The sequence below is a fragment of the Ureibacillus sp. FSL W7-1570 genome, from assembly GCF_038593265.1.
In the GTDB taxonomy this organism is placed as follows: Bacteria; Bacillota; Bacilli; order Bacillales_A; family Planococcaceae; genus Ureibacillus; species Ureibacillus suwonensis.
In genome coordinates, this window is record NZ_CP151979.1 from 2,043,391 (window position 1) to 2,064,479 (window position 21,089).

Annotated in this window: 19 protein-coding genes, 7 tRNA genes and 1 rRNA gene; 2 read left to right on the top strand and 25 right to left on the bottom strand. The window is 42.2% G+C overall.

From position 1 onward, the window contains the following. Positions 1–26: 26 nt before the first annotated feature. From NST13_RS10195 to acpS, 20 genes are all read right to left on the bottom strand, one after another. Positions 27–1,579: ribosomal RNA gene (locus NST13_RS10195) — 16S ribosomal RNA — on the bottom strand. Between the two features lie 120 nt (positions 1,580–1,699). After that, positions 1,700–1,773, bottom strand: a tRNA-Gly gene (locus NST13_RS10200). 36 nt (positions 1,774–1,809) lie between these two features. Then, positions 1,810–1,895 (bottom strand) — tRNA-Leu (locus tag NST13_RS10205). A 64-nt stretch (positions 1,896–1,959) separates the two neighbouring features. Further along, positions 1,960–2,031 (bottom strand) — tRNA-Lys (locus NST13_RS10210). Between the two features lie 9 nt (positions 2,032–2,040). Further along, a tRNA-Gln gene (locus tag NST13_RS10215) sits at positions 2,041–2,115 on the bottom strand. An 11-nt stretch (positions 2,116–2,126) separates the two neighbouring features. After that, positions 2,127–2,202, bottom strand: a tRNA-Asp gene (locus tag NST13_RS10220). A 12-nt stretch (positions 2,203–2,214) separates the two neighbouring features. Continuing rightward, positions 2,215–2,286: transfer RNA gene (locus NST13_RS10225), tRNA-Glu, on the bottom strand. Position 2,287: 1 nt separating this feature from the next. Continuing rightward, a tRNA-Asn gene (locus tag NST13_RS10230) sits at positions 2,288–2,362 on the bottom strand. A 193-nt stretch (positions 2,363–2,555) separates the two neighbouring features. Next, positions 2,556–3,023: a SprT family protein gene (locus tag NST13_RS10235; protein ID WP_342581843.1), complete on the bottom strand. Its 468-nt coding sequence runs from the start codon at positions 3,021–3,023 to the stop codon at positions 2,556–2,558. Positions 3,024–3,163: 140 nt separating this feature from the next. After that, positions 3,164–5,353, bottom strand: a complete 2,190-nt coding sequence (locus NST13_RS10240; protein WP_342580542.1) for a Tex family protein — start codon at positions 5,351–5,353, stop codon at positions 3,164–3,166. Positions 5,354–5,540: 187 nt separating this feature from the next. Further along, on the bottom strand, positions 5,541–6,323 hold the full coding sequence (gene sigB, locus NST13_RS10245) for an RNA polymerase sigma factor SigB (protein WP_342581844.1): 783 nt from the start codon (positions 6,321–6,323) through the stop codon (positions 5,541–5,543). Next, the gene (gene rsbW, locus NST13_RS10250; protein ID WP_342471075.1) at positions 6,298–6,771 is read right to left on the bottom strand and encodes an anti-sigma B factor RsbW; all 474 of its coding nucleotides are present in this window, start codon (positions 6,769–6,771) and stop codon (positions 6,298–6,300) included. Before rsbW ends, sigB begins: the two co-directional genes overlap by 26 nt. Continuing rightward, complete coding sequence (locus tag NST13_RS10255; protein WP_342471074.1) at positions 6,758–7,102, bottom strand: STAS domain-containing protein; 345 nt, start codon at positions 7,100–7,102, stop codon at positions 6,758–6,760. Before NST13_RS10255 ends, rsbW begins: the two co-directional genes overlap by 14 nt. A 74-nt stretch (positions 7,103–7,176) precedes the next feature. After that, the gene (locus tag NST13_RS10260) at positions 7,177–8,175 is read right to left on the bottom strand and encodes a PP2C family protein-serine/threonine phosphatase (protein ID WP_342580543.1); all 999 of its coding nucleotides are present in this window, start codon (positions 8,173–8,175) and stop codon (positions 7,177–7,179) included. 15 nt (positions 8,176–8,190) lie between these two features. Continuing rightward, positions 8,191–8,592 (bottom strand): anti-sigma regulatory factor, encoded by a 402-nt coding sequence (locus tag NST13_RS10265; RefSeq protein WP_342471072.1) that lies wholly within the window; start codon positions 8,590–8,592, stop codon positions 8,191–8,193. 306 nt (positions 8,593–8,898) lie between these two features. Further along, a complete protein-coding gene (locus NST13_RS10270) occupies positions 8,899–9,249 on the bottom strand; it encodes a type II toxin-antitoxin system PemK/MazF family toxin (RefSeq protein WP_342471071.1) in 351 nt (116 codons plus the stop codon). A gap of 5 nt (positions 9,250–9,254) precedes the next feature. Beyond that, a complete protein-coding gene (locus tag NST13_RS10275) occupies positions 9,255–9,527 on the bottom strand; it encodes a transcriptional regulator (RefSeq protein WP_342471070.1) in 273 nt (90 codons plus the stop codon). A gap of 138 nt (positions 9,528–9,665) precedes the next feature. Continuing rightward, positions 9,666–10,784, bottom strand: a complete 1,119-nt coding sequence (alr, locus tag NST13_RS10280) for an alanine racemase (protein ID WP_342580544.1) — start codon at positions 10,782–10,784, stop codon at positions 9,666–9,668. A 98-nt stretch (positions 10,785–10,882) separates the two neighbouring features. Then, positions 10,883–11,893, bottom strand: coding sequence for an outer membrane lipoprotein carrier protein LolA (locus NST13_RS10285; protein ID WP_342580545.1), 1,011 nt, complete (start codon positions 11,891–11,893; stop codon positions 10,883–10,885). A gap of 101 nt (positions 11,894–11,994) precedes the next feature. Beyond that, positions 11,995–12,351 (bottom strand): holo-ACP synthase, encoded by a 357-nt coding sequence (acpS, locus tag NST13_RS10290; RefSeq protein WP_342471067.1) that lies wholly within the window; start codon positions 12,349–12,351, stop codon positions 11,995–11,997. Positions 12,352–12,421: 70 nt separating this feature from the next. On the opposite strand from acpS, the gene NST13_RS10295 reads away from it, so the two are divergent. Then, a complete protein-coding gene (locus tag NST13_RS10295; RefSeq protein ID WP_342471066.1) occupies positions 12,422–13,027 on the top strand; it encodes a rhomboid family intramembrane serine protease in 606 nt (201 codons plus the stop codon). Between the two features lie 106 nt (positions 13,028–13,133). Here NST13_RS10295 and NST13_RS10300 read toward each other — a convergent pair whose 3' ends face one another. Both NST13_RS10300 and NST13_RS10305 read right to left on the bottom strand, forming a co-directional pair. After that, entirely contained in the window at positions 13,134–14,642 is a 1,509-nt protein-coding gene (locus NST13_RS10300) for a PH domain-containing protein (protein WP_342580546.1), read from the bottom strand. Next, the gene (locus NST13_RS10305; RefSeq protein ID WP_342471064.1) at positions 14,632–15,111 is read right to left on the bottom strand and encodes a PH domain-containing protein; all 480 of its coding nucleotides are present in this window, start codon (positions 15,109–15,111) and stop codon (positions 14,632–14,634) included. Before NST13_RS10305 ends, NST13_RS10300 begins: the two co-directional genes overlap by 11 nt. A 184-nt stretch (positions 15,112–15,295) precedes the next feature. On the opposite strand from NST13_RS10305, the gene NST13_RS10310 reads away from it, so the two are divergent. Next, positions 15,296–16,879, top strand: coding sequence for a long-chain-fatty-acid--CoA ligase (locus tag NST13_RS10310; protein ID WP_342471063.1), 1,584 nt, complete (start codon positions 15,296–15,298; stop codon positions 16,877–16,879). A 278-nt stretch (positions 16,880–17,157) separates the two neighbouring features. On the opposite strand, the gene NST13_RS10315 is transcribed toward NST13_RS10310, so the two are convergent. From NST13_RS10315 to murF, 3 genes are all read right to left on the bottom strand, one after another. Beyond that, complete coding sequence (locus NST13_RS10315; RefSeq protein WP_342471061.1) at positions 17,158–18,582, bottom strand: DEAD/DEAH box helicase; 1,425 nt, start codon at positions 18,580–18,582, stop codon at positions 17,158–17,160. Between the two features lie 333 nt (positions 18,583–18,915). Continuing rightward, the gene (locus tag NST13_RS10320; protein ID WP_342471222.1) at positions 18,916–19,605 is read right to left on the bottom strand and encodes an alpha/beta fold hydrolase; all 690 of its coding nucleotides are present in this window, start codon (positions 19,603–19,605) and stop codon (positions 18,916–18,918) included. Positions 19,606–19,710: 105 nt separating this feature from the next. After that, entirely contained in the window at positions 19,711–21,081 is a 1,371-nt protein-coding gene (murF, locus tag NST13_RS10325) for a UDP-N-acetylmuramoyl-tripeptide--D-alanyl-D-alanine ligase (protein ID WP_342471060.1), read from the bottom strand. Positions 21,082–21,089: the final 8 nt, after the last annotated feature.

Here is a 21,089-nt window from a genome sequence, read left to right on the forward strand (position 1 = left end):
TTAATGTTTTCCGTTTATATCCTTAGAAAGGAGGTGATCCAGCCGCACCTTCCGATACGGCTACCTTGTTACGACTTCACCCCAATCATCTGTCCCACCTTCGGCGGCTGGCTCCCGGAGGGTTACCTCACCGACTTCGGGTGTTACAGACTCTCGTGGTGTGACGGGCGGTGTGTACAAGGCCCGGGAACGTATTCACCGCGGCATGCTGATCCGCGATTACTAGCGATTCCGGCTTCATGCAGGCGAGTTGCAGCCTGCAATCCGAACTGAGAGTGGCTTTTTGGGATTCGCTCCCCCTCGCGGGTTTGCTGCCCTTTGTACCACCCATTGTAGCACGTGTGTAGCCCAGGTCATAAGGGGCATGATGATTTGACGTCATCCCCACCTTCCTCCGTATTTGTACGGCAGTCTCCTTAGAGTGCCCAACTGAATGATGGCAACTAAGGACAAGGGTTGCGCTCGTTGCGGGACTTAACCCAACATCTCACGACACGAGCTGACGACAACCATGCACCACCTGTCACCGCTGTCCCCGAAGGGAAAGCCATGTCTCCATGGCGGTCAGCGGGATGTCAAGACCTGGTAAGGTTCTTCGCGTTGCTTCGAATTAAACCACATGCTCCACCGCTTGTGCGGGCCCCCGTCAATTCCTTTGAGTTTCAGTCTTGCGACCGTACTCCCCAGGCGGAGTGCTTAATGCGTTAGCTGCAGCACTAAGGGGCGGAAACCCCCTAACACCTAGCACTCATCGTTTACGGCGTGGACTACCAGGGTATCTAATCCTGTTTGCTCCCCACGCTTTCGCGCCTCAGCGTCAGTTACAGGCCAGGAAGCCGCCTTCGCCACTGGTGTTCCTCCATATCTCTACGCATTTCACCGCTACACATGGAATTCCACTTCCCTCTCCTGCACTCAAGTCTCCCAGTTTCCAATGACCCTCCCCGGTTGAGCCGGGGGCTTTCACATCAGACTTAAGAGACCGCCTGCGCGCGCTTTACGCCCAATAATTCCGGACAACGCTTGCCACCTACGTATTACCGCGGCTGCTGGCACGTAGTTAGCCGTGGCTTTCTAGTAAGGTACCGTCAGGGCGCAGCCAGTGACTGCTGCGCTTGTTCTTCCCTTACAACAGAGCTTTACGATCCGAAGACCTTCTTCGCTCACGCGGCGTTGCTCCATCAGGCTTTCGCCCATTGTGGAAGATTCCCTACTGCTGCCTCCCGTAGGAGTCTGGGCCGTGTCTCAGTCCCAGTGTGGCCGATCACCCTCTCAGGTCGGCTACGCATCGTCGCCTTGGTAGGCCGTTACCCCACCAACTAGCTAATGCGCCGCGGGCCCATCCTATAGTGATAGCAGAACCATCTTTCAACCCCGAAGCATGCGCTTCGGTGTGTTATCCGGTATTAGCACGCGTTTCCGCGAGTTATCCCGGTCTATAGGGCAGGTTACCCACGTGTTACTCACCCGTCCGCCGCTAACCAATTAAAAAGCAAGCTTTCTAATTGGTCCGCTCGACTTGCATGTATTAGGCACGCCGCCAGCGTTCGTCCTGAGCCAGGATCAAACTCTCCATAAAAGAAAATTTGATTAGCTCAAACTTTTGTCCGTATCCAATCCGTCAACAAGGGTCAACGAATTGGAAAATTTATAACATTAACGTTTCGGTGTTCAGTTTTCAAGGTTCATAAGACAAAAATGGAGCGGGTGATGGGAATCGAACCCACGACATCAGCTTGGAAGGCTGAGGTTTTACCATTAAACTACACCCGCATATTATTATTTGATTTGAAATAACGCGCATTCAATTGGTGCGGCCGAGAGGACTTGAACCTCCACGGGGTTGCCCCCACTAGGCCCTCAACCTAGCGCGTCTGCCATTCCGCCACGACCGCATTTATCGGTGGCTTTATTAATTATACATATCCATTTGGATTTGTCAATTATTTTTTAAAAAAATGAGCCATGAAGGACTCGAACCTTCGACCCTCTGATTAAAAGTCAGATGCTCTACCACTGAGCTAATGGCTCATATTTAGTTGGCTGGGGTACCAGGATTCGAACCTGGGCATGACGGAATCAAAATCCGTTGCCTTACCACTTGGCTATACCCCAATAACTTGTAATGGCGGTCCCGACCGGGATCGAACCGGCGATCTCCTGCGTGACAGGCAGGCATGTTAACCGCTACACCACGAGACCGTAAAAACAAGATGACCCCTACGGGATTCGAACCCGTGTTACCGCCGTGAAAGGGCGGTGTCTTAACCACTTGACCAAGGGGCCATGGCTCCGAAGGTAGGATTCGAACCTACGACCAATCGGTTAACAGCCGATTGCTCTACCACTGAGCTACTTCGGAATAATGATTTTATTTATCGGTTTTCCCTGCCGACTTTTATTATTATAATGACTGTCTATATAAAAGTCAACAACTTTTTTCATTTATTCATTCGGAAAAATCTTTGATATTCCCCATATTTTCTAAGCATTATTATAAAGTATATCTTGCGACAACGCTAATTAATTTACCACGAAAAATTAATGTTGTAAAGTTAATTCTTCTTAAATTCGCTCACTTTTTTTAATGGCCCTCGGCAAATGCCGCAACGATATTTTCTGACATCCATTCTTCGCTTTCGTATGTATTGTTGATGGCAAGTTGCACATTCGTACAGATGCACCGTTTTGTGTTTCCGATAGCTTTCTTCAATTCTGGAACAATATCTCGGTGCCCCGACTTTTGCCATTAAATTTCGGAAGTCTTTATCCCGGTGTTTATACCCTTTTCCTTGAATATGAAGATGATAATGGCAAAGTTCATGAAGTATGATGCCCCTCAATTCTTCCATGCCAAAGAGTTCATATGATTTTCTGTTCAATTCAATATTATGGCTTTTCAGCAAATACCGGCCGCCAGTCGTTTTCAATCGGGGATTAAAATATGCTTTATGTAAAAAACGGCGCCCAAAGTATTCCAAAGACATTTGTTCCACTAATAGTTGAAGTTCCTGATCCGTCATTTTCTTCACCATCTTTTTTCTCAATATCATAAATAATATTATCTGCAATAATGTTAGCATACCAAAAATAAGAGGTGCCTAATTTGTTAGACACCTCACCTTTTAACATATCAAGCAATGTGAAAACGGACATTGATTTTTTAGTTTGCTTCTTCATTTCCAACGGTTTGCTTTTCCGGCGGTATCATTGTTAGAGCAATCCTTCCTTTTTCGATCTCCACTTTTTCAACCCAAACCGTCACAATGTCTCCCAATGAAACGACGTCAAGGGGATGTTTGACCCTTCCTTTTTTCAATTTTGAAATGTGCACAAGGCCATCCTGTTTCACACCGATATCAACAAAAGCTCCAAAGTCAACAACGTTTCTGACAGTTCCTTGCAATTCCATTCCCGCTTTCAAATCTTCCATTTTTAATACATCTGTTTTTAACAGCGGTTGCGGATACTCATCACGGGGATCCCTCATCGGCTTCATTAATGTATCAACGATATCTTTTACCGTAATTTCGCCAACGCCCAATTGCTCGCTTAACTGATTAATGTTAACGTCGCTTAAAGTCTGCTCACATTTCTCGGTGCCAATATCATTTTTGGATAAACCGCAAAGTTCAAGAATTTTTTCCGCTATTTCATAACTTTCCGGGTGAATTCCCGTTGCATCGAATGGGTTTTTGGCGTCTGGTATGCGCAAGAACCCGATCGCTTGTTCATATGTTTTCGCGCCAAGTCTTGGCACTTTCTTCAACTGGGTGCGGGATGTAAATTTCCCATTTTCGATGCGCATTTTAACTATATTCTCCGCCACTGTTTTCGAAAGTCCCGATACATATTGCAATAGTGAGCTCGATGCGGTATTTACATCCACTCCCACTTGGTTTACGGCCGTCTCAACAATAAATGACAATGATTCCGCCAGTTTCTTTTGGGATACATCGTGCTGATATTGGCCTACACCCACCGCTTTTGGATCAATCTTCACAAGTTCGGACAGCGGATCTTGAAGACGTCGTGCAATGGATACGGCACTCCGCTGTTCAACCTGCAAATCCGGAAACTCTTCCCGTGCAATTTCGGAAGCGGAGTATACGGAAGCTCCTGCTTCATTGACGATGACATAAGATACATCCCGATCCACTTCTTTTAATACATCTGCAATAAATTGTTCGGTTTCCCTTGATGCCGTACCATTGCCAATCGCAATGATATCAATGGGATATTTATCTAGCAGCGCCTTTACTATCGCTTTCGACTCTTCCACTTTCGATACAGGCGGATGCGGATAGATTGCTGACACTTCCTGCAATTTCCCGGTTTCGTCCACAACGGCCAATTTGCATCCAGTCCGATAAGCAGGGTCCACCCCAAGCACAGTAATGCCGCGCATTGGCGGTTGCAAAAGCAAGCTTCTCAAATTCTCTGAAAAAATATGGATTGCTTGAGCCTCTGCCTTTTCTGTCAACTCATTACGAATTTCCCTCTCGATGGAAGGTTGGATGAGCCGTTTATAACTGTCTTCAATCGCTTCTTTTACCGGTACAATTGAAGGGGAGATTGATTTTGATGGAATCCATTCTTTCTCCATGATTTGCAGCGCTTTGTCCAATGGTACATGAATGGACACTTTCAACACTTCTTCTTTTTCTCCCCGATTGATGGCGAGCGTTCGATGGGGAACGATGCTTCTGACTGGTTCTTCGTATTCGTAATACATTTCAAATACTTTCTTCTCATCTTTTTCCCCATCTTTTACGGAGGTAGTAATAATCCCTTCCCTCCATGATAGCTTTCTAAGTAAATCCCGGACTTTGGCATCATCAGAGAATCGCTCCGCCAAAATATCTTTGGCTCCATTGATGGCATCCTCCACCGTCAATATTTCTTTTTCTTCGTTCATGAATGGACTTGCCAGAGTTTCTATCGGATCCATCCCAAATTTCATCAATTCATCCGCTAACGGTTCAAGCCCCCGTTCTTTTGCAACGGTCGCTTTCGTGCGGCGTTTTTGTTTGTATGGACGATATAAGTCTTCCACCCGCTGCAGTATTGTAGCTGCCCGGATTTCAGCGGCCAGTTCTTCCGTGAGTTTTCCCTGTTCATCAATTAACCGGATGACCTCTTCTTTTCTTTGCTCCAGTTGTTGTACGTAGTGATACCGTTCTTCAATTGATTTAATTTGCACTTCGTCAAGGGAACCCGTTGCTTCTTTACGATAACGGGCTATAAACGGCACGGTGTTCCCGTCTTCCAACAGCTTGATGACCGCCTCCACTTGGGATGGTTTCACATTCGTATCCTTTGCGATCAATTGAAACATTTGCTTTTCATCCATTTTTCCACAGCCTTTCTACGTTACAGCCTTCCGATATAATAATCAAATTTGGAAATAGACAAGGTTATTGTAACATTATCATCTCTGCTGTACTAGTGAAGATAGCTGTCATACGCATTTTTGCAAAAAAAAATAATAGCCTACTCCAAAAATAAACGAGCAGGCTTGTCCACAATCTATGAAACTATCAAATTGAAACGCTACTGTTTGTCGCAATGGCACTTTTTAATTTTTCAATCGCCTTTCTCTGGATTCGGGAAACATGCATTTGAGATATTCCCAACATTTCACCGGCTTCTTTTTGACTTAATTGCTCCAAAAAGGTGAGTTGAATGATTTTCTTCTCCCGTTCGGATAATACATTGATGATTTCGGAAAAGACAATCCTTTTGTTGGTCAGTTCATAGCGATCATCTTCCTGTCCAATCATATCCAATAATGTCACAGTGCTTCCGTCCGTATCCGATTCGATGGAATGATCAATCGATAAAGCTTGATAGTTTTTGCCGATTTCCATCGCTTCCAATACTTCTTCCACTTCAACGCCCAAGTATTCTGCGATTTCGGGTATGGATGGAGAATGTTGCAACTTAATCGTCAAATGTTCAACTGCTGTTTTGATCTTCGGTCCCAGTTCTTTTATGCGTCGTGGAACGTGCACATCCCAAGTTTTATCCCGCAAAAAACGTTTGATTTCACCTATGATTGTAGGGAGGGCAAAAGCCTCAAATTTTTTTCCGAGAGAAGGATCGTAGCGTTTGATTGCCCCCAATAACCCTAACATCCCTACTTGATACACATCATCATAGAGAGATTTTCCGTACGAATATTTTTTAGCAATGGATTCCACTAAATCTTCATAATAAAGGACTATCTTTGTCAGAAGTTCTTCATCTTCGTTTTTTTGATATTCAAGGATGTCGGAAATGACTTCTTCTTCAGGTCTAAGTGATTGGGATCTTGTGGACATTTTCATTCACCTGCTCTCTTGCGACAAATTTCGTCATGAAAACAGTAACTCCACCTTCATTGTTCACTCTCACCTCGTCCATTAAAGTTTCCATTAGATAAAAGCCAAGTCCACCTTCGCGTAAACTTGAGATATTTTCATCTTCCCGATATGGTCCGATTTTTGATTTAATTTCCTCAAAATTAAACCCATTGCCGTAATCGGAGACCATAATTTCCATTTTGTCCTTGTACAATGCGCATCCGATAACAACTTCCCCCTCATCCACACCTTGATAGGCGTGCTGCACCACATTTGTGACCGCTTCGCTCACCGCGATTTTCATATCTTCTATTTCATCGTACAAAAAACCTAATCTGGCAGCTAATCCGGAGATTGTTAGACGAATGACGCTTACATATTGCGGTTTAGCAGGTATTCGAATTTCTACATAGTCAAATGCACTCATTTGCAGGTTCCACCTTTTTATCAGTTTCAATATCCATTAATTCACTCAGCCCTGTGATTTCAAAAAGTCTGGCTAAGCGACCAGATAGGCGTACCAACTTTAAATTGGCATTTTCTTTCAATACCTTCTTATAAAATGCAACAAACACACCCAATCCTGTACTATCCATATAAGTAACCTTTGATAAGTCCAATTCAATGTTCATGTTTTCCTTGATCGAAATAATATCCAGCTCATCTCTTAAAATAGGAGCCGTGAAAGTATCAATTTCCCCTTCTATAATTCCATAAATTCTATTTTCCTCTTCCCGAAATTGCACGTTGACATTCATCCAGGACACCTCCAAATTGACTATAGTACCTTTCCCAAAATTCTTAGTGATTAAACCTGAATATATATTACCTTTTAATATTTTTTAATAGTAACAATCGTAAAATCATCCGCCAATTGAAAATTATGCAATTTATTCAAATTTTCAAATATCTTGTTGCACATTTCCTGTGCGCTTAAATGGCTTAACGATTTCGCCAGCCTTTTGATATAGGCGCGGGAATCAAAATTGTCCATATTTCTGAATTCTGTCACCCCATCTGTAATCAAAATGATAAAATCGTTTTCTGATAGATGAATGTCTTTTTGGGAATACTTGATTTCAGGCAATACTCCCAGCAACAATCCTTTGGAATCCAGGTCTGAAAAAGTTTGATCTTTAGAATTATAGTAGAGTGCAGGCTCATGGCCGGCTGAACCAAAAGTGAAGATATCGTTCTCCAAATCATACCGGCCATAGAACATCGATACAAACATGCTGTCATCGACACTTTTTTCGATGATGCGATTCAGCACTTCAAGTACATAAGATGGGTTATTGTTTGCATATTCCAACGTATCCAACCCATATTTCACCATGGACATGCACAGTGCTGCCGGCACACCTTTTCCAACCACATCTGTCACCGCAACACTGAAATAGTTTCCGTCATCATGCATAAAATGGACATAATCCCCATTCATTTTCCGGACCGGCACAGAAACCATTCCGATATCGAGTCCATTTGGTTTTGGAATTTTCGTTTCAAGCAATAAATTTTGGATTTTTGCCGCTATTTCCATTTCGATCCGGATTTCTTCCTGCTTTAATAATAGACTTTGGTGTTCCTTCAGCTTGAGCCCAAAGTGAACCATCACTTCGATTAAAAAGTCGAAAGAATTCGAAACGGATTCAGGAAGGTTTGGAACGATATTTTCCATCGATTGTTTATGAATGCTGACCAAATCTTCCGGTGAAACATTGCTTCTCATTAATTCCCGCACCAGATTTTGGCCAATATATAAATTGCTCTCATTTTGATTCAACAGATAATCTGACAACACTTTTTCGTACTGAACTTTCAATTCTTTCAAGAAGAATACACTCCCCTATTTCACCCACTTTTCAATCCTGATGACAGTTCCTTTACCGATTTCCGAGTTGATTTGTATTGAATCCATCAATCGCTTTACACCTGGAAGTCCGGCGCCTTGACTGCTTGATTTTGCATAACCGTCTTCCAGTATTTTGTGGGGATTCGCAATGCCTGGACCATTATCTATCGCTGTTATGGCAATCCCTTTTTGCCCGTCTTTCTCTATTTTCTCTACAATAATTTCGCCTGTGGTGGCATATAAATATATATTTTTTGCCAATTCACTGGTGGCAGTGGCGATTCTCGCCTGATCAACAACTCCAAATCCGATCTCTTTCGCCATATAGCGACTTAATCGACGTGCAGCAACAATATCTAATTCTGTCACAATCTTTACTGTCGGGTGATCTCTCATTTTTAACACCCCCATTGATTTTCCCTAACGATTACTATCTCTCTATATCTATGAATTTATTATGTAGAGAAAAATTTTTAAAAAAGGATCGTATTATGTATTTATCATAACGTATTGAATTACTTTCCATCAATGACATAAATTATATTGGATACTTAATACTAGTAGCATAAAGGGAATTTGTCCGATTTCCCCTTTTCGCCCAGTGAATATATTATTTTCTGAATTGGGATGCCAATCTCCTCTTTTTTGCAAAAAAAGCTGATAAAGCGTTGTCCGCTTTATCAGCCACCCTTTCTTATGTATTCAAAATTTTATTAACCCTAGACTAATTTCTAAAGCAACATCCACTTTTTCCATTAGTTCATCATCCAAATGGGTTATTCGGTCTGTTAATCTGGACTTATCGATGGTACGCAATTGCTCAAGCAAAATTACCGAATCCCTTTCGAAACCGTACTTTTTCGCATCGATTTCGACATGGGTAGGTAATTTTGCTTTTTGAATTTGCGCAGTGATCGCTGCAATAATCACAGTAGGACTGAATCGATTACCAATATCATTTTGGATAATCAAGACAGGCCTAGTGCCACCTTGTTCAGAACCAACGACAGGTGACAGATCTGCAAAGAAAACGTCCCCACGTTTAACAATCAATAATGTCATCCCCCGCTTACGAGACGCTCCACTGTATGCTCTGCTTCATACTCGGCATGTAGACATTCGCTTGAAATCGACAAATTAATTTGTCCCATTTCTACATACCCTCTGATTAAAGCCTCCCGTATTTGATTTGGTTTACATGCAACCACTCTGCGTTTAGAAACGTAAACAATTACCTCATTGTTTTCGTTCTCCACACCGCAAAATTTCATCATTTCGTGAGGAAGAGCCACCGTAATTTCCTTTGCATCATTCACTCTCTTTGCGTACACAATAAGCACCTCCACAAAAACCATAACCTAATCTCATCACTCTCTCTCATTCTAACACCATCAATTAGAGAAGAAAAGACAAGATGTTACAATTTTTTGGTTTTTCACAGTTTTTGTTGAGGTTTTTGTCGATATTTATTAATTTTTGTAGTAAATTCTGGGTACTCTAGAAGTGATGATGCAAGGAACTTCGTAGTTTATAGTGTCTACTTTGGCAGCCCACTCATCAATTGTAATTTCTTCGTTTTTTTGTTTTCCTATTAAAACGACTTTTTCACCAATATTATATGCAGCAGGTAATGCAATCATACATTGATCCATACAAATTCTTCCCACAATGGGAACTCTTTTCCCATCGATCAAAACATCCTGTCCGCTATATTTACGAATTAATCCGTCTGCATAACCGATCGGCAATGTACCGATATAAGTTGGTTGTTCTGCGGTAAAAGTGGCACCGTAGCCAACTGACTCACCAGGCCCGATTTGTTTAACGGCAACTAATTCCGTTTCCAAAGAAAAGGCCGGTTTCAACGGATAAGGCAATTTGGATTTGACAAATTCGGAAGGTGCCAAGCCATACATGGATATGCCGAAACGTACTGCATCATATTGTAAACGTGCATCCTTGATTAAAGCGGTTGCCGTGTTCGCAACATGCACAAGTCTCGGCTTTTCCGGCAATGCTTTCAGGAATTGTTCAAATCGGTTGGCTTGTTTTTGGAAGTAGGAATCATCCTCTTCATCAGCAGTCGCAAAATGGGTAAAAATCCCATCCAAAATAAATTGTTCGGCAGATTGTATCTTTTCATACAGTGAGCGCAATTCTTTTTCTGATGTTACGCCGATCCTATGCATTCCGGTATCGACTTTAATATGTAATTTTAATGGTTTATTGCAACTTTTTTTGGCCTCTTCAACCCAATCGGAAGAATAAACCGTCAATGTAATATTTTCATTTGCCGCATATTCGGCAAATGAAACAGGCGAATATCCTAATACCAATATATCAACAGTGGGTAAATGCTTACGAACATGAAGCGCTTCTTCGGGAGTGGCCACTGCGAGCATGCTTGCCCCCGCTTCAAGGGCTGCTTTCGCCACTTCCACATCACCATGTCCATAAGCATTTGCCTTCACAACTGCAATAATTTTCACATTAGGTTGGATATGTTTTTTTAATTGTAAAACATTATATTTGATTGCATCTAAATCGATGATAGCTTTTGTTGGACGGAAGTGCTTATTGTTACGCATTTGTTAGTTTTCCCTCTTTTTCTTTTTTTAAACCATGAAATTTCTATAGGTTTTCTTCTTGTATTGTAAAACTCTCCGTCCAACAACGCAACGAATTACTATTTCAGACTGCCTGCCGTAATGGAAGCTGCCACTTCTATCATTTCTTCTTGCGTTAAGTCATTGGATGCAATGAAGAAGGAAATGCCATCCTTTTCGAAGCTGATGGAATGATCCGTAATAGCTCCGATTGTAAAGCCCAAATCCAGTAATTCCCCTGGTTGGAATACCGGAATCGTTGCGGATTCACCTATTTCAATCGGTTCTTGTACCAATGTGAAGGATTTATCCCCTTCAAATGTTAAAATCACCCGTTCGACTCCATCTTCGCCTTCGATTCTTTTTTCATCCACTAAAGTCGTGTTGTCCCAAGCAAGCACCGGATAATATGTTTGGAAATCGGCGCTTTCCTTTTCTTCAGTTGCCACATTTTCTTCATCTTTTGTAAATTGCTCAACTGCATATTCTTTTTCCTTATGTTGGACGCCTAAATCAATCTTTTTGAAGGTGATGAGCATTTGCTCCTCTTCAGCTTCGTTCAGGATCGAAACGGATTTCGGCAACAGCGTTTTCTTATCTACAGTCACCTTTTGTGTCGGCATGATGCTCTTATGGTTGTTTCTCGTTGCCGCTGTAAAAATGTAGCTGTCATCCGTTTCTTCCATCGCCACATTTTTATCCGCCAACAAATCCTCGGCCAACGCTCCGATTAAATACGGCTGGCTATTTTGTTTCGGCCACTCGCTTTGGAACTTGTACGTTTTCTTGAGCGAAGGCGTGACTACGAATACTCCTTCTTTATTGCGGATGATCATCTGCGTTACATCTTCATCTTTTTGTGAAACTTGAACGCGATAGAAATCCGGCCGTGTATGCCATACATTGACATCATACACTCTCGGTTCGCTTCCCGTTTTGATTTCCATCGTCGCATCCAGTTCATAGCCTTTCCCTTCAGCCCATTTTTCATGCAACTTCTCCAAAACTTCTTCCTTTGAATCTTTACCGCAAGCACCAAGTACGATGACACTTAACAGCAAAACAATAAATATCGTTAACTTCTGTCTCAAAACTCCATCCTTTCTACTCTAACTGGATAGGACAAATATATGAAGGCAAATAGAGGTTTATGCTATCACTATTGGACAACAACAAAAAATCATTGATGGCATCATGAACTCATAATGATCACTTGTGCCGCAGCATAATCCCTTGAATGGGTGATGCTGACAAAACCATTGACTGCTTGGCCATGAAAGTAAAGTACCGGTTTTCCCAGTTCATCATTTAAGATTTCAATCTGATGAAATTCGCATCCCTCCCTTATTCCAGTGCCATTGGCTTTTGAGAAAGCTTCCTTTGCTGCAAATCTCCCTGCTAAAAATTCATATTTTCTTTTTTCAGAAAGATGATTAAAAATATCCAACTCCCGCTCCGATAAAATGCGCTTATGAAATTTATCAGTCCGATTCATCAGCTCCTTGATCCGTTCAATCTCCACTATGTCCAAACCTATTCCTTTTATCATATGATGAAGTTCTCCTTTTATTAATCTCTAACAACAATGTATAATAATTTTATAAATTGAGGTGACGATTATGTTTGTTCGTACAGAAAATTTCAGGCAATATATCAAATATTATCCGGTTGTTGCAACGATTATTGCGCTAAATCTTATCATTTATATACTAACAATGATTCCTGTTATTGGTGATACGATATTTTACATGGGAATGAGCGTCAATTGGTTGATTGCTGAAGGCGAGTGGTGGCGGGTCATCACTTCCACATTCTTGCACGCAGGGTTTTTCCACATATTGTTTAATATGTTTTCGTTGTTTTTATTCGGGCCAGAATTGGAGAGAATTGCAGGGAAACTGCGTTTTATCACCATTTATTTGTTTTCGGGAATATTCGGTAACGTTGCGACATTCATTTTTCAATCCGGGGAATATGCAAGTGTGGGGGCCAGTGGTTCGATTTATGGCATTTTCGGAGCTTATGCAGCACTTGTCTACTATACCAGAAACACAATGCCTCAACTGAAACAAATCATTATGCCGATCATTATTATTGGGTTGATTATGACCTTTTTACAGCCAAATATTAACATTTACGCCCACATTGGTGGATTGATTACCGGATTCTTGTTGGGACTTGCTTACTTCTCACCAAAAAATATATTACGTTGGCGCATGAAATAACACTAAAATTGGACAACAAAAAATGATTTATTAAAGGCTGGGACAAATGCAAAAAACATCATTTTGGCGCAACACCAAAATGATGTTTTTTTGATATATCGAAAATTTATTCTGCCGTCCCTTTATTTTCTTTGGACCGTTCAAACCAAGACAGGATCGCATCGACATCCGATTCGTCCAGGTGGGCGACTTTCCCTGTTGCACCGCCAATGCCGGACATGACCGTTGCCTGAACGGTAGCGATGTTTTTCCTTTTTTGAAAATAATTTTGTTTCTTTTGAATGACTTGAATCCGTTTCTTTTCGACGATAAACGTCACCCGGCTGATGATGCGATACCTTAATGTCAACTGGTTTCCGGAAATCAAATAGCCATTTGTTTTGTATTGCCACAAACCCAACACGAAAACAAGAAATGGGAGCAAGATGGACAATAACCCGACCGGATAAAAGAAATATGAACATATCGCAATGATTGGAATCAAACCTATGATATACACTCTGTAAAAGTGCGGCCGGGATTTTTTTGGCGGACGGATCAATCCGTTTTCAAATTGGAGCGAAAACTGTGGAAATAAACGCCGCAATGGTTCGTACATTTCTTTTTTTGAAATGAGCGGGAACATCGCGATATTTGTATCATTCTTCCCAAATCCCCAGCTCGCGCTTTCCACAACGACCGTTGCATAACGGGTAAGCTGTCTCAAAGGATTCTCGATGATCTTGATTCCCTGCACCCGATTGAGTGGAATAATAATCCGCTTTCTTTCCAACAGCCCCCGTGTAATAATGATCCGATCATTTTCCTGTACAACCGTGAAATCATAATAATTCACAAATGTGATCATGACCGACAGTATCCAGGCAATGAAAAATGCGATGAAAAGGAGAAACGCGACGAACATCATTCCGAATTGAACAATTGCGGCCACTTCTTCGACAATCCAGTCGGACGGGATAATATCCGCAAACTGGGAAAAAAAGGCCGCCACCCCCGCAATAACGACACCGATGCTATTGGAAGTCGTCGCAAGTAATATCAAATCCTTTGGCGCCATTTTATATATCACATGGGATGGTTGCGATACTTCCTCCTCGGGATTGGATTGAACAGCTTCATCCAACGGTTCATCGCCCGGTTTTTGTCCGGTTTTTGCTCTTTTTGTTTCGTTTTCAATAATCTCCGCAGCCTCTTTTGTGATGGCGGTGAATACCGCTTCCGGCTTTCCGGATGTGGTCCCTGCCGTTTCCACATTGACTTCCACGAGTCCGAACAGGCGATGGAGTATCGTCTCTTTATAGTTGAAGCTTTGAATCCGATCAAAAGGGATATAACGCTTCTTTTTGACAATCAATCCATATTCCACCCGCAGTTCATTATCTTCAAACCAATAGACAAAAGTCCTCCATTCGATAATTCCGGAAATCAAATAAAAAATAATAACCACTATAAAGATGATAACAGGAATGTACTCCCAAAAATGTTTCGCATCCGCACGGAAATTAAATCCGTTCGCTATCAATAGAATAAGCAATGGTGGAAAAAGGTCTTTGAGTCCTTTCAAAAAACCAATGACTGCAGAGATGGGATGGAGCCGATATTTCTTATACATCATCTTCAGCCACCCTCGCCAATTCGGAAATTCTCGCCCGCAGCTGGTCGGCATCTTCCGTTATCAGCATCGGGATCACATGCGTTGTCGCCGCTGTGGAAATCGCAATATTGGCCAAATCATATTTTTTGAGAATCGGTCCTTGTGTGGTGTCCACATGTTGTACGCGAACCATAGGGATTAAAGTTCTTTTCACGACAAACAAACCGCTCTGGATTTCAATTTCCTGCTCCCTCACCTCATACCGCCAATGATCCCACCGGATTTTTGGGAACAGCCAAATGAAGGCGAATCCAACGATCAACACTGCTCCTATCGCTATGTAATAAAAAATGTCCAACCAATCCAATTGATAAGTTAAAAAACAAAGGATCCCTGCAATGATTGATAGAATCAAAGTATAAATAAGACCATACAGCCGCCACACGGTCAACCCTTTTCGTGGTATTTGATGTTCAAGTTCTTTTCTCATTGTCCTCACCTCTAATCCGTCACTCCTATTCTATACGGATTCACTTTCAAATTTGTTTCAAAATTCAAAATTCTCTTTGAAAAAGACTCATTTTATGGTATGTAAATTCATATAAACTTATTGTATCTTCTATGAAGTTGCGAGAATTGTTCACGTTTAAAAGAATTGGAGGAGTGTATGTAGAATGAATGTACCTTTAATTTTAACCCATTTCTTAGATCGTGCCGTAGCACTATATGGGGACAAGGAAGCAGTCATCGGTTATGAAGGGGATCGGCGCTTCACGTATCGGGAGTTCAATAATCGGGTGAACCAGCTCTCGAGAGGCCTGCAATCATTGGGCATCCAAAAATACGATAAAGTGGCTTATCTTGCGCCAAACACTATTGAAATGCTGGAGGGCTTTTATGGCATCTACCAAGTTGGTGCAGTGATGGTGCCTTTAAACATCCGTTTGAAACCGGAAGATTATCTTTTTATTTTAAATCACAGCGAATCGAAAGTTTTGTTCGTTGACCAGGAGCTTTATCATTTAATTGAACCGATCAAAGAAAAATTGGTTACCGTAAAAACAATCATTGTTCATAACAAAGATAACGAAACCAATGAAATCGGTTATGACGAGTGGCTTGCAGGCTTCGACGATTCGAAATTCGACCGTGTGGAATTGGATGAAAATGATGAGTGCAGTTTATTATATACAAGCGGAACAACCGGAAATCCAAAAGGGGTTCTTCTCACTCATCGCAACAACTATTTGCATGCTTTAAGTTCGATGCATTTCTTGCGCGTCACAGATCAAGACGTATATTTGCACGTTCTGCCAATGTTCCATGTGAATGGCTGGGGTTCACCTTTTTATTATACTGCCAACGGAGCAACCCATGTCACTTTGAGAAAGGTTGCAGCCGATCAAATTTTTGATGCCATCCAAAAATACAATGTAACGGTTATTCATATGGCCCCAACGGTATTAAATACATTATTGCAATATTACGATGAACACAAACCTGAAACTCCTAAAAATATCAGGGTTGTCATTGCGGGTTCTGCTCCGCCACCTGCGTTTGTCGGACGAGTTGAAAAAGACCTGGGATGGGAATTCATTCAAGTATATGGAATGACGGAATCTTCACCGCTCAGTTTAGGTTCCCGAATTCTTTCCCAATACGTGGATTTGCCGGAAGAAGAAAAATTCCGGTTGAAAGCGAAAGCGGGTACGCCATTTATCGGTACGGAAGTAAAAGTGGTGGACGAAAATGGGGAAGAAGTGCCTCATGACGGAAAAACGATGGGTGAAATTGTTGTCCGCGGCAACGGTGTAATGAAAGGTTATTGGAGAAACGAGACCGCCACTATGGAAACAATTGTGGACGGTTGGCTGCATACCGGTGATGTAGGAACAATTGACGAAAAAGGATACATCGATATCACTGACCGCAAAAAGGACATCATCATCAGCGGCGGGGAAAATATCTCCTCCATCGAGGTGGAAGGCGTTCTTTATGAACATCCAGCCGTGAAGGAAGCGGCTGTTATCGCGGTTCCTCATGAAAAATGGGGGGAAACGCCACATGCCATCGTTGTATTAAAAGAAGGCCACAGCGTTACTGAACAAGAACTCATTGACTTCACCCGTTCGAAATTGGCCCACTTTAAAGCGATCAAAAGCGCGTCTTTCGTGGATGAATTGCCAAAAACAGCGTCCGGTAAAATCCAAAAAGTCCAATTGCGCAAACAATATGTCGAATCAATCCAAAAAGTATAAAAAATATAAAAGAGGCTGGGACATAACTAATAAAGTGAACGAGCTGCAAAAAGAATTTTTGTAAAAAATTGATTGGAGTGACGGGGCGACTCCTGCGGGAACAGCCCGAGTCTCGAGACCCCGCAGGAGCGAAGGATTGAGCTCCGAGGAGGCTCGAGCCGGGCCCGCGGAAAGCGTCCCCGGAACGGAAATCAATTTTCTTCAATTATCAAAAAAACACCATTTTCTCCCGGGAGAAAATGGTGTTTTTTATCTTTTGTCCCAGCCTCTTTCATTTCCTATCTGCCTTTGCGGCGTCCGCTTCTCTCTTTTCGGCCACGGACTTCTTTCCGTACCCCGCCGCGTCCCCCTCCACGACCGCTTGTGGAGCGTTCTCTTCGTTTTGGAAGAGGAGCTTCTTCTGTAATTTTTACCGGTGTAGCATCCGGCTCTTTTGTGAATGATTTGATCGCTGCAGCTACAAGATCCACCGCTTCATAGTTTTCCAAAAGTTCCGTCGCAAGTATGCGGTAATCTTTTAAGTCGTTCGCTTGAACAATTTCGATGAGCCTTTCAACAGCCAATTTTTGTTGACCTGCCAAAGCTTCATCTTGCGTGGGTGGCCGAAGGGGCGAAATGCGTTTTTTCGTTGTTTCTTCCACAATTCGCAAATATCCCATTTCCCGAGGCGTTACAAACGTAACGGCAATGCCTGATTTCCCCGCACGGCCAGTTCGCCCGATGCGGTGAACATAACTTTCCGGATCTTGCGGAATGTCAAAATTGTAGACGTGAGAAACACCGGAAATATCCAGTCCCCGTGCCGCAACATCCGTTGCAACAAGGATATCAATTTTATTTTCTTTAAATTGACGCAACACAGATAATCGTTTTGATTGGCTTAAATCCCCGTGAATGCCTTCCGCCAAATATCCACGGATGTTCAGCGCTTGCGCTAATTCATCGACGCGGCGTTTTGTCCGGCCAAAAACAATCGCGAGTTCAGGCTGATGGACATCCAATAAGCGGGTTAAAATGTCAAATTTTTCTCGTTCTTGGGATTTTACAAAGTATTGCTCGATATTTTCAACCGTCATTTCCTTGGATTTAATTTTCACTTCTTGCGGATTACTCATAAATTTCGTTGCAATTTTGCGAATCGCCGGCGGCATTGTTGCAGAGAACAACAGCATTTGGCGATTTTTAGGCACTTTCTCCAAAATCGCATTGATATCATCGATAAAGCCCATGTTCAACATTTCATCCGCTTCATCCAAAACAAGGGTTTGAACTTGATCAAGTTTCAATGTGCGACGGTTGATATGGTCAATGATCCGGCCTGGCGTACCTACAATGATTTGAGGTTTATTTTTCAAAGCGCGGATTTGCCGCCCGATATCTTGGCCCCCATAAACCGATAAAATTTTCACCCGCTTATCATATCCAATTTTATAAAGTTCTTCTGACACTTGGATCGCGAGCTCACGTGTCGGTGCAATAATTAAAGCTTGAATCTCAGGATTTTTCGTATCGATTTTCTCAATGATCGGGATACCGAACGCCGCCGTTTTACCTGTACCTGTTTGTGCTTGACCGATAATGTCGCGACCTTCCAAAGCAAACTTGATTGTCCCTTCCTGGATTGGTGTTGCTTCTTCAAATCCCATCCGTTTTAATGAACGTAATGTAGATTCGCTGATATTAAATTCTGAAAAATTTGTCAAACTCTTCAATCTCCTTTTTTCTTAAGTCGACAAATGGTTACATTTTTCAGATGAAGTGTCGGCAAATGTCGAGCTATAAATTGAAACGTTGCGTCAAAATAATCATTTTCTCATTCAGATAATTCAAATTATATGAAAAGGAAAGCCCGGTCTTTGCCGAGCGGTTCCATTCTATGCTTTACTCAGTTTTGGATAGAATAAAACCGATTCATTCAAAAAAAAGTACTCTTCACACCTTTTGAAGAGCCTTTGGTACAAAATGTATCCATTGCTTTCCCTAGTCTAACAGGTACTCACAAAGGATGCAATGATATTGCTTAAAAAGTATCATTTTTACGACTTTAAAAAATGCAAAACATCCGAAAACCATGTGTCGCAATCTTCACTGAAGCAAATATGGTGTTTTCCGCAAGATGAAAAATAAATATATTTTTCCGTTGTGGGAAGTTTGTCATATAGATATTGAGCCGTCGAATATGGGACGATCCCATCGCATTTACCTTGCACAATGAATGTCGGGATATCGATCGTTTCAATATAAGGTTCCACCCGCCGAACGATTCGCATGAATTGAATTGCGGCACTAACAGGTACACTTCTTAGCTTGTACTCATATTGCTTAAATAATTCATTATTTTTCAATTGTCCTTCCACCGCTTCCTTGGCAATTTTTTGCAGCTCCACAATCAACTGCTTCGGCGCGATGTATTTTACAGCTGCACTCAGAAGCACAAGTTTCTTTACCGGATAACGCATCGCCAAATATAATGCGATGACTCCTCCCATGGAAAAGCCCACAACATAGACGTTTTCCACCTTTTCGGACAATCTTTTATAGGCCAATTCCGCATCAATCAGCCAATGCTCCGCAGTGAAACCTTTTAATGAAAGTTCCTCTCCATGGCCGCATAATGTTGGTGTTTCCACAATCCAATCCGTATTGTTTTTGATGTATTCCGTCAAAGGCTCCATTTCATAAGGCCCTCCGGAAAATCCATGCAACATTAATACACCGATAGACACAGCAATCCCCCCGTTGTTCAATAAAAAAGTGAAATTCACTTCGACCATCCGTTGGTTCATTTTAATCGGTGGAGCCTCCATGAATTTCACTTTCTTGATGAATCCTTATTTATTTTGTTGAAAAGCTCTTAAGATGGTTTCCAGCTTCATGCCCCGGGATCCTTTTAATAAAATCAGCGAATCTTCATTTGCATGCTGTTTGATATACTCAATGATTTTTCCGTAATCCTCTTTCGTATGAATAATGCGTCCTGAAAATTTTGGAGCCAGCCGGTAATATAACCATTCCATCCGGGGGCCGAACAAACAAATTCTCGAAATCCGGTTTTCATCAATATACTCCGCCAATTGTTCATGGAACTCGCGCTCTTTTTCCCCAAGCTCCAACATATCTCCTAAAACAAGCCATTTATCCTTCCGCATCGATGTGGTTTGGACAAAGTCAATGGCGGCTTTCATGGATGTCGGAGCTGCATTGTATGCATCGTTAATAAATAAGACATCTCCCAAAGGAATAAGCTGCATCCGCATATCTGTCAAAGAAACTTGGGACAAACCTTTGCGGATTTGCTCTTCGGACAAGCCCAAAGATTTGGCCACGAGCATGGCGCCCAAGGAATTTTTCACTTGATGTTTGCCTAAAATCGGGATGAAAAATTCTCCGTTTAACTCTCCTTCGACAATAAAGCGGCTTCCTTTTTCCGTCGTTTCGATTGCTTTGACCATCAAATCGTTGCCTGTTCCAAAACCGAATGCTTTTGACTTTAATTGAGGCGTTTTTTCAACCAACGCCCTCAATAAAGGTTCATCGCCGTCGTAACAAAGAACGCCGTCCGAATCGAAACCTTTGATAATTTCAAATTTCGCCCTCGCGATCCCCTCTCTGGAACCGAGCTCCTGCATATGGGCTTCCCCAATGTTTGTAATAATCGCATAATGCGGTTTCGCGAGTGTGGATAAAAATTCAATCTCGCCAAACCCGCTCATCCCCATTTCCAACACGGCCATTTCCGTATCCTCATCAAGAGACAGGATAGTCAGGGGCAAGCCCAGTTCATTGTTGAAGTTCCCGATCGTTTTTTGCACTTTATAGTAAGGGGAAAGCAAGCTTGCCAAAATATCTTTTGAAGATGTTTTCCCGTTTGAACCGGTAATTCCGATAAAAGTCGCTTTCAACTCTTCGCGGTACTTGCGCGCCATTTGCTGCAACGCCGCCTCGGAATTTTCCACGAAAAGAAGCGGAACATCCTTTGGGGGATTCGGTTCATCTTTCAGCCATAGAGAACAGCTTGCTCCTTTTTCAAATGCCTGACGTACATATTGATGCCCATTTGTTTTTTCTCCGCGAAAAGGAATGAACAAATCCCCTTCCTTAATGGTTCTTGTATCGATGGAAACCCCCGTTACAATTTTCTCGCCGTCATTTCCGGCATCAATATTTAACCATTTTGCAATGTCTTGAATTCTTTTTCTCATCGTTCATC